General features: G+C 43.8%; 12 protein-coding genes. 2 read left to right on the top strand and 10 right to left on the bottom strand.

What is annotated here, in order from left to right; translation table 11 throughout:
* Positions 1 to 36: 36 nt before the first annotated feature.
* The 3 genes from HFM85_RS05445 to HFM85_RS05435 form a co-directional block, all read right to left on the bottom strand.
* The gene (locus HFM85_RS05445; protein WP_092068387.1) at positions 37 to 858 is read right to left on the bottom strand and encodes a carbohydrate ABC transporter permease; all 822 of its coding nucleotides are present in this window, start codon (positions 856 to 858) and stop codon (positions 37 to 39) included.
* Positions 858 to 1,739 carry a carbohydrate ABC transporter permease gene (locus HFM85_RS05440; RefSeq protein WP_226843038.1) on the bottom strand — a complete coding sequence of 294 codons (882 nt, stop codon included), beginning with the start codon at positions 1,737 to 1,739 and terminating at the stop codon, positions 858 to 860. The genes HFM85_RS05445 and HFM85_RS05440 overlap by 1 nt, the downstream gene beginning before the upstream one ends.
* A gap of 85 nt (positions 1,740 to 1,824) precedes the next feature.
* Positions 1,825 to 3,150, bottom strand: a complete 1,326-nt coding sequence (locus tag HFM85_RS05435; protein ID WP_173737451.1) for an ABC transporter substrate-binding protein — start codon at positions 3,148 to 3,150, stop codon at positions 1,825 to 1,827.
* A 285-nt stretch (positions 3,151 to 3,435) separates the two neighbouring features.
* On the opposite strand from HFM85_RS05435, the gene HFM85_RS05430 reads away from it, so the two are divergent.
* Together HFM85_RS05430 and HFM85_RS05425 are read left to right on the top strand one after the other, a co-directional pair.
* Positions 3,436 to 5,238 (top strand): sensor histidine kinase, encoded by a 1,803-nt coding sequence (locus tag HFM85_RS05430; RefSeq protein ID WP_173737450.1) that lies wholly within the window; start codon positions 3,436 to 3,438, stop codon positions 5,236 to 5,238.
* Between the two features lie 4 nt (positions 5,239 to 5,242).
* A complete protein-coding gene (locus HFM85_RS05425; protein ID WP_173737449.1) occupies positions 5,243 to 6,010 on the top strand; it encodes a response regulator transcription factor in 768 nt (255 codons plus the stop codon).
* Positions 6,011 to 6,108: 98 nt separating this feature from the next.
* Here the strand turns inward: HFM85_RS05425 and HFM85_RS05420 are convergent, their stop codons facing one another.
* The 7 genes from HFM85_RS05420 to HFM85_RS05390 all read right to left on the bottom strand — a co-directional run bounded on the left by HFM85_RS05420 (position 6,109) and on the right by HFM85_RS05390 (position 15,137).
* A complete protein-coding gene (locus HFM85_RS05420; RefSeq protein WP_173737448.1) occupies positions 6,109 to 8,211 on the bottom strand; it encodes a HelD family protein in 2,103 nt (700 codons plus the stop codon).
* Positions 8,212 to 8,216: 5 nt separating this feature from the next.
* Positions 8,217 to 8,537: a putative heavy metal-binding protein gene (locus HFM85_RS05415; RefSeq protein ID WP_173737447.1), complete on the bottom strand. Its 321-nt coding sequence runs from the start codon at positions 8,535 to 8,537 to the stop codon at positions 8,217 to 8,219.
* Positions 8,538 to 8,692: 155 nt separating this feature from the next.
* Positions 8,693 to 11,062 (bottom strand): glycoside hydrolase family 31 protein, encoded by a 2,370-nt coding sequence (locus HFM85_RS05410; protein ID WP_173737446.1) that lies wholly within the window; start codon positions 11,060 to 11,062, stop codon positions 8,693 to 8,695.
* 172 nt (positions 11,063 to 11,234) lie between these two features.
* Entirely contained in the window at positions 11,235 to 12,104 is an 870-nt protein-coding gene (locus HFM85_RS05405) for an AraC family transcriptional regulator (RefSeq protein ID WP_173737445.1), read from the bottom strand.
* 104 nt (positions 12,105 to 12,208) lie between these two features.
* Positions 12,209 to 12,502: a hypothetical protein gene (locus HFM85_RS05400; RefSeq protein WP_173737444.1), complete on the bottom strand. Its 294-nt coding sequence runs from the start codon at positions 12,500 to 12,502 to the stop codon at positions 12,209 to 12,211.
* 111 nt (positions 12,503 to 12,613) lie between these two features.
* Positions 12,614 to 13,765, bottom strand: coding sequence for an aminotransferase class V-fold PLP-dependent enzyme (locus HFM85_RS05395; protein WP_173737443.1), 1,152 nt, complete (start codon positions 13,763 to 13,765; stop codon positions 12,614 to 12,616).
* 4 nt (positions 13,766 to 13,769) lie between these two features.
* The gene (locus HFM85_RS05390; RefSeq protein ID WP_119239106.1) at positions 13,770 to 15,137 is read right to left on the bottom strand and encodes a hypothetical protein; all 1,368 of its coding nucleotides are present in this window, start codon (positions 15,135 to 15,137) and stop codon (positions 13,770 to 13,772) included.
* Between the last annotated feature and the right edge of the window lie 338 nt (positions 15,138 to 15,475).

The raw sequence follows: 15,475 nt of genomic DNA, 5'->3' as shown, positions 1-15,475 counted from the left end.
GCAGTGCTTTTTTTATAATTCTTATAATATTTTTCTTTATTCTTTTACCGCACCGGATGTCATACCACCTACGATGTATTTCTGGCCGATCATGTAAACAATGATAACCGGGATACAGGTAAGTACGATATCAGCAAAAATATAGTTCCAGTAACTCTTGTTCTTTCCGAAGAACTGATATACAGCCATTGTCATCGGGAAGAGACGGCTCTTGCTTGACAGATACAAAGGTGTGAGGAAATCACTCCATACTGTCATGAACTGAAGGATAAAACATGTTACCATAGTTGGTTTCAGAAGCGGCATGATGATCTTGAAGAACAGGCTTAACGGGCCTGCGCCGTCGATAACAGCAGCCTCGTCCAGCTCAACCGGGACAGAGATTACGAAGTTACGGATGGTAAATACACAGAACGGAATCATTGCACTGGTAAATACCATGATAATGCCAACTCTTGTATCGTTCAGGTGCAGTGTACTGAGTACACGTACCAATGTTACATAGTTGACCGGGAAGAACAGTCCGCAAAGTACAAAGTAATACAGGAATACATTCAATTTTGTTCTCTTACGGCACATAACAAATGCAGCCATGGAGCAAAGTACAACACCAAGTGTTGTAGCGATCAGCGCATATGCAAAACTGTTCAGGAATCCCTGGATCAGGCTTCCTTTTTCAATAACCTCAGAGTAGTTGGAAAATACCCACTCTGTAGGAAGTGCCAGACTCATTCTGGCTGCCTCTGCTTTTGTCTTAAAAGAGTTGATCAATACCATATAAAATGGAAGCACGACACATAAGCAAAGCAGGATACATACAACATGTTTTAATAAATTCTGAATTCTTTTTTTTGCCATTACTGCTGTACCTCCTGTTTACTTAATGTCTTAACAATAAATACACCTATGATCGCTGTAATTACAAGAAGAACAGTATTCAATGCAGAAGACATTCCATACTGGCCTCTCGAATAGAGCTGGAATGCATAAGTTGTAAGAACCTCTGTTGCATGTCCAGGACCGCCGTTTGTAAGTACATAAACAATATCGAATACTTTCAGACCATATGTAATACCAAATACAAGGTTGATCATGATAGCACCACTCAGCATCGGAAGTGTTACATACCGAAGTCTCTGCCAGAAGTTTGCACCATCGATCTGCGCAGCCTCATAATAAGATTTCGGAATCGTATTCAGACCTGCAAGGAAGATAGTCATGACATAACCAATGCCTCTCCACGCATCTACACCATAGATGGATTTCCATACAATAGCCAGATCAGACAGCCATTTCTGTTTGAAGATTCCAAGATGGAATGCATCAAGAAGTGTGTTTAAAAGTCCGTTATTATAATTCAGGATGGATTTAAATACAAGACCAATGATTACAAAAGGCAGAATAGACGGCAGGTAGAGCAATGTTCTGTAAAGCCCTTTGCCTTTAAGTCCCTCCTGAAGCATAATCGCGATCAGAAGAGCCGGAATCAGCTTAACGATGTTGGAAATGATAGTAAACTTCAATGTATTGCCAATACCGCTCAGATAAGACTTATCTGATGTAAAAATCTCAGCAAAATTCTGCAGTCCCACAAAATGAGTACCATTAAGAACACTTCTGGAGTTCCAGTCTGTAAAGGAGTAACCAACACCCATTACACTGGGAAGCAGGAAAAAAATGATATATAATGCCAACGGCAGTATCAGAAACCACTGTGGATAGATTCTCTTCTTATTCACAGAAAGCACCTCCTGTTTTTAAGTTAAAACAGAGCCGGCAAATACCGGCTCTGCCTTCAAGTCAACTAGTTTTAAGTTCTGTTATTTATTTCCAGTTCTCGTCGCCTACAGTTTTTGCTGCCTCAGCACGGTTGGTATCCATGTTCTTGAGAACATCGTTTGCTTCCATCTCGCCCTGGCAGAATGCAACCATATCCTGACCAAACTGTGTCCAGTAATCGTTTGTATATTTTGTACCTGTCTGAAGTGTTACAACAGACTTCTTGTCATCCGGAACTGTCTTAAGGAACTCCTGCTCCTCCGGCAGCCAGTGCTGCTCAAGCTTGTCATCGTTTACATCAAGGTTTGTGTATGCCGGAGAGTTGTCAAGGATTTCCTGAAGGCTCTCTGTTGTTGTAACGAAGTTGAAGAATTCTTTTACAAGATCCTCATGCTCTGTTCCCTTGTAACCGAACATTGTCGGGCCTGAGTTGCTGCTTGGATACCAGGTATTGTCGCCAAGTGGCTCAAGGAACATTCCAAACTCATCAGATGTGCCTGTATCTTCCTGGATCTGTTTAATGAAACTGGAATTTGCAAGTGCCATTGCACAGTTTCTGTCACCAAATTCGTTGGACATGTTTGTACTGTCTGTTCCGATCCAGTCTTCTCCGAAGTATCCTGCATCAGAGAGTTCTTTGAACTCATTCAGAACTTCAAGCATCTTCTCGTTATCTGCAAATGTTGCTTTGTTTTCATTTAATGCGTCATAAAGACCAGGTGTTGCTTCTTCATAAACGCCGCCAATCTGGAAAAATGCCAGCTGATGCTGCCATCCATCTGCACCAGGCATGAACCAAGGTGTGATTCCTGCATCCTGGATCTTACCGCAGAGTTCTTTCAGCTCATCATATGTTGTCGGTACTTCCCAGCCGTTCTCTTCGAACAGTGTCTTGTTGTAAACCATTACATACTCCGGAGATGCGTTCCAGATCTGAAGTCCGTACAGTTTGTCATTGTATACGCAGGACTCTTTTCTTGTCTCCGGCATAACATTCTCCCAGGAAGCTCCTGTAAAGTCGATGCAGTATTTCTCAGGATCAACGATGGTAGATTCAATTGCAAACGGGTTGGACTGGATCCAGAAGATATCTGCACAGGAATCTGTAGCAAGCTTGGACTGAAGAAGATCTGAATACTGATCAGCCGGAATTGTCTGAAGGTCTACGGTAACATCGTAGGTATCCTCAAAACGTTTAATTGTCTCATCGTAACGATTGTCCATCCATCCTGCTGAAACCAGGATGCTGAGCTCCTCGCCTGCGAAATCGCTCTTCTCATCCGCTGCAGATACGTTCACTGCAAGTCCTGTCGTCATGGAAGCGATCATTGCTGCTGCACAGGCTACTGCCAGAAATCTCTTTCTTTTCATTAATGTTTCCTCCTTTTTTTGAACTGATTTTTCGTTCTCTCTTGATGATATTAGTTTATCATCTGGTCATTTTAAAAGCCATGGATATTCCTGCCCTGTATTTGTACTTTTTTCACAATTTATTATACTTTTTTCATATTTTCCGTAACTATACACAAGTTTCTATTGACATTTTCAAGCACTATTTCAGAATTACATTTTTACGGTTTGTACTTTTTTTACAAATGTGCTATACTTTTAGCCAATGTTTTGCACGACCATTTCACACACAGGGGGCTTACCAATATGAAAACACGCAGTCTGCAGTCCAAACTTTTTATTGCCTATCTTGGCATGGCCTGCCTGATTCTTTTTTCTTTTGCCATATTCTTTTATGTTTTTGCATCCGGGCAGCTGAAGAAAAGCCAGATCAGTGCCATGAGCACCTTAAATTCCACATTTCAATCCCAGGTAGACTCTGCAATCCAGAATCTTGACACTGTATCTGTAAACATCAATTACAGCAACATGTCGAAATCCGTTCTCGACCAGAAATTTGACCTTAATATTTCCGATGAAATGCTTTCTGCCATGTCCGATCTTTTTATCTCCTTAAGCGGCACCGAATTGAAAGCTGATCAGGTAAATCTTTATGATTTCTCCGGATATGTGCTCCAGGCCGGTCTTTCCACCATGGTCAAAAAAAGCGACGACTCTCATAATAAATGGATTCAAAAAGCCCGTGAAGCCAACGGAAAAAAAGTCCTGACAGCTCCTTACAGCACTTACGTCTATTCCAAATCTGCCCGCTATCCCCAGTGGTTCATTTCCCTGTACCGCTCCTTCACCAACCAGTACGGCCGTGGTGTCGGCGTGATCGAAACCGCCAAACAGTGTAAATCCATCTTTAAGAGCATCATTTCCTATGAGAAAAAAAATCACGGAAACGCTGCCAGTGTCTATGTTTTCAATGAGTCCGGCGATCTTATCTATCCTTATGATGTCACAGCTGGCGATGCCAATGATATTTCAAAATATTACAAACTTACTGATTCTGACAAGGATACCCTTACCATACAGAGTCCCATCACAGATCAGAAAGAATACGTTTCCAGACTGAATTCCGCATATACAGGCTACACTTACCTGACTATCCAGCCGGAATCTGTGATTCTTGCCCCTGTATACAAAATGCTGAAGATTCTTCTGGCTGTTGTTGCTGCTTTTCTTGCCGCAGCAGTAATCGTTTCCTACAGGCTTTCCCGTTCTGTAGTAAAACCAGTGAAACACCTGAAGCACATTATCCAGCGTATGGAACTGGACACTCTCGGCCAGGAAAAAGTCACTTCCTATCCTGTTTCCGTCAATGAACTGGAAGAACTGTATCAGGCATTCCAGCTGATGAGCGATAACCTGAAAGATTCCATGACTCAGCTTAACGAAGCCAAGGAGCAGGAAATGAAAGCACGCAGCATGGCTTTGCAGAGTCAGATTAATCCTCATTTTTATTACAACTCTCTTTCCAGCATTATGGTGCTTGCAGAGAACGGAGATACGGATACCGTGGAAAAAATGTGCCGCAATCTTTCCAGGATTATGCGTTATATTACCAATACTGCTGAAACAACTGTAACTCTCCGCGAAGAGCTTGATTATGTCCAGAAATATCTCTACTGCATGAAGGTCCGCTACCAGTCCAGTCTGAATTATTCCATTGATGTGGATGAATCCCTTCTGGATCAGCCGGTTCCGAAACTGATCATCCAGCCTATTGTGGAAAACGCTATCAAATATGGTTCTGACTGCGAACCACCATGGACTATCACCATCAGCAGTACAATAAACCAAAACAGCTGGCAGATCGATGTCACAGACACCGGACCGGGATTTACTGAAAAAGCCAAGAAAAAAATAAATTCAGATATCATGAATGCCATTCGAAATCCCGGCATGCCTGCTTTGAAGATCAACGGTCTTGGCACTGTCAATGTATTTCTCCGCTGGAAACTCTTCTGCAAAGATGATATAATTTTCAGGTATGGAAATACAGCGGACGGCCACGGAATTGTTTCTATTGGACGGTATTTTCAGACAGATGCGGAGGAATAATACTATGAACTATACTGTTATTGTGGCAGAAGATGAAGAACTTCTTCTGAATAATCTGGTACATAAGATTGAAAAAGCAGATCCTGATTTTCAGGTGATCGGCACAGCCCAGACAGGTGCCCAGGCTCTCTCGCTGGTGGAACAGATGAGTCCGGATGTGATATTTACGGATATCAAAATGCCTGTCATGGACGGGATCACCCTGCTCACCAGGATCCGGGATCAGTTTCCTTTTACGAAATTTGTGATCACCAGCGGATTTTCTGATTTTGAATACGCAAAAAAAGCCATCACGCTGAAGGTATCTGATTACCTTCTGAAGCCTGTAGATCCGGACGAACTCAGGAATGTTCTCCTTAAGATCAAACAGGAGCTTCAGATCAAACGTGATGACTACGAAACCGTATTCGCCCCAGGTGCTTCTTGCATGTCACCGGGACAGATTGCAGAGCTTCTCAAGAACTTCATGGTACAGAATTATGCAGAGGATATCAACCTGAACCTGATTGCAGGAACCATGAACTACAGTCCCAGCTACCTGACCAAGATCTTCTGTCAGGTCTATGACTGCACCCCTACCAAATATCTGATCAATCTCCGGATGAGCCATGCACAGAAGCTGCTGATCCATGAGCCTTCCCTTTCTGTAAAACAGATCGGTGAAATGTGCGGCTATCACGATCAGGGATATTTCAGCAGGATCTTTAAGAAACATACAGGAAAAAGCCCTCTGGAATATAAAGATGAGGGAGAGATCCAGCAGATCAGTTAATAAATTTTTCAGGTATATATAAACAAAAAAGTCATTTCATGACGTCCGGTTATGCTCTGTTCCCAAAGCATCCTGCTTCTGAAATGACTTTTTATTTTTTATTTCACAACTTCATACATATACAATTCATGAAGAGCTCTCGTCGCCGCAATATATCTCGCCCGCTCCACAATCGGACTTCGGTCTTCCCCAGGAAATACAGAAAATACCTGATCAAACTCCAGACCCTTTGCCATGTAGAATGTTGTGACAGTCAGGCCTTTTTTGAAGTTTGTGCTGTCTCTGTAAAGAAGAGACAGACGCTCCTTGGTATCAAAACCTTCTGCTTCCAGCCTCTCTTTCAGAATGTAGTAAGCTTCTCTGGCTTCATCGGCAGTTCTTACAATCACAGCTGCTGTTTCATATGAAATAATATCTTCAACACCCTCATCTGCATTCCCAGCTAAGACTGCCTGCTTCTCAAGCCGCAGCTCTCTCACTACGCTCTCCAGTGCCTCCTCAAGCCCCGGAAATTCTTTTTCCACAACAGGTTTTCCATGACGTTCAAAAAGCTCCACTTCCGTAATTCCCGCCAGTTTATTGGCATAAGACGCAATCTCAACAGTATTACGGTAGCTCTTATTCATCACGATCCTGCGTATATCTTTTCCAAAGATCCTAGGCAGAAATGTCAGCACATCCTGCTGCTCGCCGTCCATAGTCTGTTCTCTGTCCCCAAGAATAGTCATCCTGCATTTAAAGAGTCTCTGAATGATCAGATACTGGATCATGGAATAATCCTGCATCTCATCCACGATCAGATGGCGCACACCAGAATCCTCCTGCTGAGTTTCCAGCCGATATTTCAGATACAAAACCGGATACACATCCTCATAGCGCAGCTTTCTTTTTTCATACCGAACCTGTGGAAGAGAAGGAAAACCTTCCTGTCTCAGGAAACGGTTGTACAGCACATAGAGATCTCTTGTCTCATACATCCTGTAGAAACGGCTCTTCACAGCCTCCCTCTCCTCATCCGGAAGATCGAATCCCTTAAGAGTCTCCACCTCATCAATGAAATATTCTGCTACTGCATCCATTCTGGAAAGCAGCGGGATATCCATGAATTTAAAGTAAAAAAGCTCTATGATCTCCTGCTCTTTTTTGACCACGCCTCTGTGTTCCACATCACGGAAGTTCATAAGGCTGTCCTCAAGCTCCACCAGATATCCTTCCATACGATCCAGAAAATCCCGTGACAGTTTCTCTTTCAGAAGCTTTTCATCGCATAATCCTGCAATCTGACGCTCGATCAGATCATATCTGTCTTCACAGTCAGAAACAACATTTTTCAGTCTCTTGTATGCAAAAAGGTCAAAGCTCATCTCCCGGATATTCTCCTCGCCAAGCTCCGGCAGGATATGGGAAATATAGTCCGAGAACACCCCATTCGGTGAAAGCACCAGCACAGAAGAGGATTTCAGATTTTTCCTGTCATGATACAGGAGATAAGCGATCCTGTGCAGGGCAATGGAAGTCTTTCCGCTTCCTGCTGCTCCCTGGATCACCATGATACGATCCGAAGTGTTTCGGATGATCGCATTCTGCTCCTTCTGGATCGTGCGGATAATATTCTTCAGCTGTACATCACCGTTACTTCCAAGTTCTGCCTTCAGGATCTCATCGTCGATCTTCACATCACTCTCAAACTCATAGATCATTTTTCCACCGCGGATCTTGTACTGCCACTTGGCAGCAATATCCCCGTGGATCTCACCAAGCGGAGCCTGGTAGGAAGCCGGTCCCTTGTCAAAATCATAGAACAGTCCGGACACAGGTGCTCTCCAGTCATAGATCAGCGGAAGTCCGCCGTTCTCCTCAGCCAGGTTCGCAATTCCGATATAAAATATCTCCGGCTCATCTTCTCCTTCATAGCAGAAATCCACCCTTCCGAAAAACGGTGAATCCATCATCTTCCTGAATCTCCGACGCAGTTCGATTTTCTCATTGCTGGCATTGATCTCATGGAGAAGTGCCTGCTGGTTATCAAAATTCTCATATCCGTACTGGTCCATCTCTGTATAATTTTCCCAGTAGTATTCGTGCATACCTTCGATTTCTTTCTGCCCGGCCTCTATGGATTCATCCAGCTGTGCGATCCTGTGCTTCAATGTCTCTGTCACATGCGAAAGGTATTCACGTCCGTTTTTTACCGCTGCCATAAGCCTTAATCCACCACTACAGCAGTTCCGCTTGCTGTTACCATCAGCATTCCATTATCTGCACCAAGCACCTCGTAGTCAATATCCACACCGATCACTGCATTAGCTCCCATTGCACCTGCACGCTGCTCCAGCTCTGCCAGGGCTTCTTCTCTGGCTTTCTGAAGTTCTTCCTCATAACCGGCGCTTCTGCCGCCAAAGAAATTCCGAAGACCTGCGCCAAGATCTTTCATGAAATTTACTCCTGTGATCACTTCTCCGAATGCGATTCCTTTATATTCACGGATTGCTCTTCCCTCTACAGATGGCGTTGTTGTTATGATCATGGTAAAATCCTCCCGTTTCTGTCGTTTTTTCTCAGGCATAAAATGCCTTATTACAGAATTATACCCGAAAGCCGTCACGATGTATAGAGTAAAAAAAGGCTGCCCAAAGAGATGCCAGGCACCTTTTCAGACAGTCTTTCCTTATTATCGCTTATTTATTTTACAACTTCAGTCACATAGGAAACTTCTTCCATTCCCGGATAACTTCCCTGACGCCCGCCAACAGTCAGAGTTCCTGTTTTATCATCCCAGATAAGCTCTGTTGTTGCATAAGCACCGTTTTCAAAATTGTAGTTATTTCCCTCATCCTCATAAATAGTGAACTTGCAGTCTTCACCTGGATATACCACAAGTTTCACCGGCTCCTCCGGTTTCTGGGATGCATATACAAGTCCCTCTGCAACAGGAAGGATACTTCCTGCTTTTACAAAAATCGGCATCTGGTCGATCGGAGCATCTACGGTTACGTACTGGCCGCCTTCATACTCCTTGTTTGTCCAGTAATCGTACCATTTCGTACCTGCCGGGAGATAGCATTTCCATATTTTCTCTCTATGGAGCTCAGTACTCTCCGATCCATAATACATCGGCTCTGTAACAGCACAGATCAAAAGGGACGGTCCGAACATAAACTCATTCTCAACCTTGCGTGCTTCTTTATCCTCCGGGAAGTCAAAAAGAAGGCTTCTCATAATCGTATAATCATTAAAATGTACAGCACCTGCCAGGGAATAAATATACGGCATCAGATGATAACGGAGCTTGATAAACTTCTCGATGGCATCATAGAACATGGTTCCTTTTTCACCGAAGTTCCAGATTTCTCTTGGTGTATCAGTTCCATGGGAACGGAACATCGGAAGGAAGGTTCCCATCTCCAGCCATCTTGTATACAGCTCACAGTATCCTTTATCCTTCACACCTTCGTTATATTTGCCCTGCCAGAACCATTTCGGCTCCGGATCTGTGTTGCAGCCGCATCCACGGTTCTGCCACTTATCAGCAACTGTAAAGAAAGCACCGATATCCAGTGTCCAGTATGGATATCCGCTGAGTCCCATATTCAGCCCTTCCACGATCTGTGTCTTAAGATTATCCCAAGATGCACAGGTGTCGCCTGACCACAGCATTGCAGAATATTTCTGGCCGGAAGCATAGCCGGAACGTGTCAGGTTAAGAACTCGTTTCTCTTCTGTAGTTTTTCTCTGATTCTCATAAATTCCCTTTGCATGCATCAGTGCAAAAGCATTGGCAACAGCAGGATCCAGATATTTCTTGTGCTCACCGCCGACAAGCTCATATCTTTCCCATGGCTCTCTCTTTACTGCACCACCCCAGTCAGGACCAGAAAACGGTTCTGTGGAATCGCACCACCAGGAATCAAAGCCCTGCTCAAAAAGTCCTTCCTGTGCCTGTTTCCAGTACATTTCTCTCGCTTCTTCATTAAAAGCATCATAAGTCGCATAATCATAAAGAAGATGACCAGTCTTAAAAAACTCTGTATGGTTCTTGCCGCCTGCATTCATATTCGGCCATACGGAAACCATGGTATGGGCATTCAGTTTGTGGATTTCCTCCGCACATTCTTTCATATCTCCGTAACGCTTCTGATCCAGGAGCTTCTCGCCCCAGTTTCCAGGATCCCAGGTATTCCAGTCCTGTACCACACAGTCAAGCGGAACCCCGATCTCACGGTAGTGGCGAACGATTTCAAGAAGCTCTTTTGCCGTGTAATACTGCTCTTTGGACTGTACATAGCCATAAGCCCATTTCGGCAGCATCTGCGCCTTGCCTGTAAGATAACGGTAATCATGGATGATCTCATCCATAGTATGACCGCCCATAAAATAATAATCGATCTGATCTACAGTATCCAGAAACAGATAGGAATCTTTCAGATCATCATTAAAAGTCATAAGTGAACAGCAGTCAACAAGAATTCCATATCCTTCTGTGGAAACCAAAACCGGCATCGGGATACGCATGTTATGCTGATATAAGTACTGGCAGTGACCTCTGTAATTGTAAATACCTTCCTCTGCCTGGCCAAGCCCATGGATTTCCTCATCCTCTTTCCATGTGAAGAACAGTTTTCCACGATATGCTGTTCTTACTTTCTCAGCTTTCAGATTCTGGATAAAATTTCTCTCACCGTCAACTGTCTTTACACGGTTGATGATCGGCTCCTCATCGCCTGTATTATAGTGGATCACATCTGTTTCAGTCAGTTCCGGTTTTTTCTGGGAAAGCCACTTGCTTCCGTCTGCATGCTTCCAGATGATATCACCGGATGCAGTGTTGATCTCTGCACAGACTTTCGCAGTTTTCACAACGATACTTCCTGCATTTTCCTCTGCTGAAAAATCAACCTCAGGATATTCTTTTTTCTCAATGATCAGGGAGTCCTGTGCCTCTTTGATCTCTTTTCCGGAAACGATCACGCGGATGATCTCCTCTGTCACCGGAACCACCCGGTATGTCAGCTTTCCTGCTTCAAACTGTACATATCTATCTGTTTTAACCATAATTTCCCTTCTCCTTATCTGTCCGGTAAATCAGACATTAATATTCCGTTTCTGATATCGGAGCCTTTCTAATAAAAAAGCTCCGATATCAGGACAAAATTTCTTACTTTTATCCTAACATCGAAGCCTGATCTCCGTCTATGACTTATCTGCTCATGAATTTTAACTATTTTTACTGTTTCTTCTGCTTCTCATCTTTCGGCGGTTTCCCCACATGTTTTTTGTAAAGTCTGTAAAAATTGGAAATATTGTTAAATCCGCATTCCATGGCGATTTCCGTAACGTTTTTATCTGTTTCCCGAAGAAGCTCACGTGCATGGTTGATCCTCATCCTTGTGACATAATCGCTGAAACTGATATTTGTCACCTTACGGAAATAAGAAGAAAAATAGTTGGAACTCATATATACGGAAGAAGCAACTTCTTCCAGAGTGATCTTCTCACAGTAATGATCATCTATATAATTAAAAGCCTGCTCAAGACGCTTCATTGCATTTTTCTTCTCACGGAGCATTTCCCCTGACTTGCTCTCATCCTGATAAGCCCGGATCAGCATGGTAAGGATGCGAAGTACATTCGCCTTGATCATCAGCGGATAGCCTTCTTTTTTCTGCTGCCATTCGTGATAGATCTCCCAGATACTGGAACGGATCTCTCCGCTTACCTCTTCTTCCCTGCCGATACGGTTCTTGAAATTACTTCCTCTCTCAACAAACGGCTTCAGATATTCCGTATCAAAAATACTCAGCTTTTCGGCTACGAATTCCGGTGAAAAAATCATCACAAGAAGCTTCATGTCTCCACCGATCAGCTTCCATCCATGAGGCTCCACATTATTGAAGATGATAATATCATCTTCTTCCATTGTATATTCCTGCCCGTTTACAAAATAATTTCCCTTGCCCTCCAATACACAGGTAATCTCGAAATAGCTGTGCCAGTGATAACTTCCAGGCCGGCTGTTCTCCGGTGTCAGTTCCACCTCTGAGATCTGAAAAGGAAATTCTTTGTCAAGGGGTATGTTGTCTCTCTCTAATCGCAAATTCTGCCTCCTGTAAACGCAGACACTGTCACCGCATCAGCTGTTTTCGGCAGAACCGGCAGCCTTTCCAGTGTCTTCTTACGCTCACAATATTATAGCAGATATTATTTTTCCATGCAATCTATGATAGTTCGTTCTAACTCTTCCAGCTGGTCTTCGTGCTTCCCATGGACGGCAATGCGGAAATAATCATTACCCTGAATTCCTTTTATCATATAGTAATCGCTGTCAATCTTAAAAAATGGCTGTTTCAGCATATCAAGATATGTGAATCCGCCCAATGGTCTCAGCTTCAGGATGAATTCCCGCTCTACCGGTTCATCCAGAAGATAATCCCAGGCAAACCAGCCGGATTCTGCACATTTTTCCCTGGAAGGCTGTTTTCCTATTATTTTCATAATCGTGTATTCCCCTTTCCTTTACAGGCAGATTTCCCGTGGATCTGCTGTCTGCCCTATATGACTGATGCCTGTGATCGTTTTTCGTATACATCCGTATAAATTTGCTCTCTAAATATTCCGTGCCACAGATGCCGCTATTTCCTTCGCAGCTCCTAAAAATTTCTTTATATCCTTCTCCTCCGTAAACCACGAAACACTTACTCTCACAGTTCCGCCCTCTTCTGTTCCCATTGCCTTATGGATCAGTGGCGAACAGTGAAGCCCTGAACGGACAATGATACCATATCCGCTTTCCAGAATATACGCGGCATCCGAAGCTTTCAGTCCCTGAAAATTCAGGCTCATCACAGGTCCTCTGCATACGTCATGGTTTCCGTAGATCCTTACACCCTCTATCTGTTCCAGCCCACTATAAAGCATTTCCATCAGACGAGCTTCTTTTTCCATAATGGCGGAAAGCCCCGTCTGTTCAATAAATTCCACACCCGCCAGAAGTCCTGTGATTCCCGGCATGTTCTGAGTTCCTACCTCATACTCATAATCTTTGTTCTCGTAGGTAAGCTGTGCGCTGTTTCTTCCGGTTCCCCCATATTTCAGAGGCTTCAGCTCAATTCCGCTCCTGACATAAAATCCGCCGGTTCCCTGAATTCCCATCAGGCTTTTGTGGCCTGTAAAAATAAGCGCATCTGCTTCCCATTTATCTGCATCAACAGGGATACAGCCAGCACTCTGCGACACATCCACGATCAGGATCAGTCCATGTCTCTTTGCAAATTCCCGGATCATCTCCATATCCTGCACACAGCCTGTCACGTTGGAACAGTGGTTCACGATCAGCACACGGCTATCCGGTCGTACTGCTATTTCCAGGGATTCTTCCGTCACTATCCCGTTTATCGTACACTTCACTACCAGCACCGGATGTTCTCTCAGCTGTTCCAGATTATATACCGGACGTAGCACACTGTTATGCTCTGTCTGCGTTACCAGGATGCTACTGCCTTTTTCACCGTAGTCCAGCCCCCCAAGGACTGTATTCATGCTTTCTGTTGCCCCTGATGTAAAAAATATTCTCTCTGTTTCCCTGATTCCAAGGAGCTGTCCCAGTTTTTCCCGGCAAAGTACTTCCACATCTTTTTTCATGATCGAGCTGCCACCCCGAAACTGCGAAGCAGGCGTGCCGCTAAGACACGCCTGCACAGCTTCCGAAACAGCAGGGGGCTTCGGCCAGGAAGTTGCCCCGTTGTTCAGATATATCATCCAATCATCCTTCCAGAATATTGAAGTTCATAATTTTTGCAATCTTCTTGATCATCTTTGTGTAATCACCGAAAATCAGCACCTGATGATGTCCGAATCCTGCAAGATTGTGCATGAATTCTCTTGCATCGTCCATCTGGATGTAGTAGAACGGACTGCAGTATGTATCTGCATATTCAGAACGGATAACCTTGCCTTTCTTGATGCACATGGTATCGCCTGCCGGATTGAAACGTCCAAGTGTGATATAATCATCATCGTTCTCTGTGAAGTCAACCTGCAGTTTTCCACCGAATCCCTGGCCTGTGAATGCCCAGAGTTTGTATGCCAGCGGTTTTGTTCCATAACCGTTCATCTGAAGAGCCGGTACTGCATGGTGGATGCGGAGAAGCTCGTCTGTCTCGTGGTTCGGGTTACCCATGAATGCCGGACGTTTTCCGGCATACTGCATGATCAGCATGGCCATCAGTGCATTAAGATCTTCCTCACATCCGCTTGGAATTCCCTCGTCTTTCATGATGGAATGGCACATACATGGTGTGAATTTACGGTTCTGCGGGATTTCTGTTGTACAGAGCTCATGACATGCGGTTGAGAAAGCGTTGCAGTCATAAATATCCATCATCTTTTTGGCAGCCAGATAATATTTCACGTCATTGATAAACCAGTCTGTGTTTACCTGTGTATCGGTAGATCCTGCAATGATCTTATCTGCAATCGGTTTTGCTTCCTCATCTGTAATCTCATCCATATATTTGAAGATGGATGTAAATGGAAGCTTCACCACTTCAACTCCGTAACGCTGACGAAGGATCTCCGGATCACGGATCAGACTCTGGATTCCGAATGTAGGCTGAGATCCTGCTGTCAGTACAAGCGCCCTTGTATTGCGAACTGCTTTTCTTACCCAGAGAATATGCATGATCTCATTCACATCCTGAAGATCCATACATACATATGCCTCTACTCCGATGGAACGGCAGTATGCTGCAAAATCAATTCCTTCGTTTCCGTTCTGCCAGATAACGACCGGCTTTCCGAAACGCTCAAGCTTAGGAATTCTCCATCCCATGCAGAGGAAGCAATCGATCTCATCAACATCCTCTCCGATTTTTGCAAAAAGGTCTTTATCTACAACAAAAGACTCATTATAGCGGACATCCACAGGCTCCGTGAATTCTACCTCATCAATAACCCCTTTTAATCCCTTAACTGAATTTTTGAATGCCTCATCAGCTGCTTTTGTCTCAGCTTCAACAGTCATATCCTCTTTATGTCCGGCACGACATGGTCCCTCCCAGAAATGTGTATGTGTCAGACATCCAACCAGCGGTTTTACTACAAGTTTCATATCCATTGCTTTCTGTTTCATAATAAAAATACCTCTCTTCTCTTTAACATTCCGCATTTTCCGCATTATATAGTTTGTAGTTTTTCCGCACACTCGATATATCCTATTATACTGTATGAATCATGGAATTCCTCTTTATTCTTCCGAACAGACTGTACTTTCTTACGATTTTTGTGCTATTTTTATATAATTTATATTATTATTCCTATCATTTTTATATGAATCGTACAATATTTATTCACCACATTAACCTGAGAAAAATCCGCAAAAAAGCACCGGAAACGTGTCCGATCCGTTTTTCGGATGGAAGTACATTTCCGGTGCTGTAATCCAGCTTAATGCTCAGGTTATCTTATGCC

The sequence above is a fragment of the Blautia schinkii genome (assembly GCF_013304825.1).
In the GTDB taxonomy this organism is placed as follows: domain Bacteria; phylum Bacillota; class Clostridia; order Lachnospirales; family Lachnospiraceae; genus Blautia_A; species Blautia_A schinkii_B.
Note: the sequence above shows the minus strand (reverse complement) of the source record. Positions and strands in the feature narration are given on the sequence as shown.

What these genes read in the sequence shown, in the direction of transcription:
- HFM85_RS05445 (WP_092068387.1), bottom strand. Translation starts at nt 858, where the DNA reads ATGGCAAAAAAAAGAATTCAGAATTTATTAAAACATGTTGTATGTATC.
- HFM85_RS05435 (WP_173737451.1), bottom strand. Translation starts at nt 3,150, where the DNA reads ATGAAAAGAAAGAGATTTCTGGCAGTAGCCTGTGCAGCAGCAATGATC.
- HFM85_RS05430 (WP_173737450.1), top strand. Translation starts at nt 3,436, where the DNA reads ATGAAAACACGCAGTCTGCAGTCCAAACTTTTTATTGCCTATCTTGGC.
- HFM85_RS05425 (WP_173737449.1), top strand. Translation starts at nt 5,243, where the DNA reads ATGAACTATACTGTTATTGTGGCAGAAGATGAAGAACTTCTTCTGAAT.
- HFM85_RS05420 (WP_173737448.1), bottom strand. Translation starts at nt 8,211, where the DNA reads ATGGCAGCGGTAAAAAACGGACGTGAATACCTTTCGCATGTGACAGAG.
- HFM85_RS05415 (WP_173737447.1), bottom strand. Translation starts at nt 8,537, where the DNA reads ATGATCATAACAACAACGCCATCTGTAGAGGGAAGAGCAATCCGTGAA.
- HFM85_RS05410 (WP_173737446.1), bottom strand. Translation starts at nt 11,062, where the DNA reads ATGGTTAAAACAGATAGATATGTACAGTTTGAAGCAGGAAAGCTGACA.
- HFM85_RS05400 (WP_173737444.1), bottom strand. Translation starts at nt 12,502, where the DNA reads ATGAAAATAATAGGAAAACAGCCTTCCAGGGAAAAATGTGCAGAATCC.
- HFM85_RS05395 (WP_173737443.1), bottom strand. Translation starts at nt 13,765, where the DNA reads ATGATATATCTGAACAACGGGGCAACTTCCTGGCCGAAGCCCCCTGCT.
- HFM85_RS05390 (WP_119239106.1), bottom strand. Translation starts at nt 15,137, where the DNA reads ATGAAACAGAAAGCAATGGATATGAAACTTGTAGTAAAACCGCTGGTT.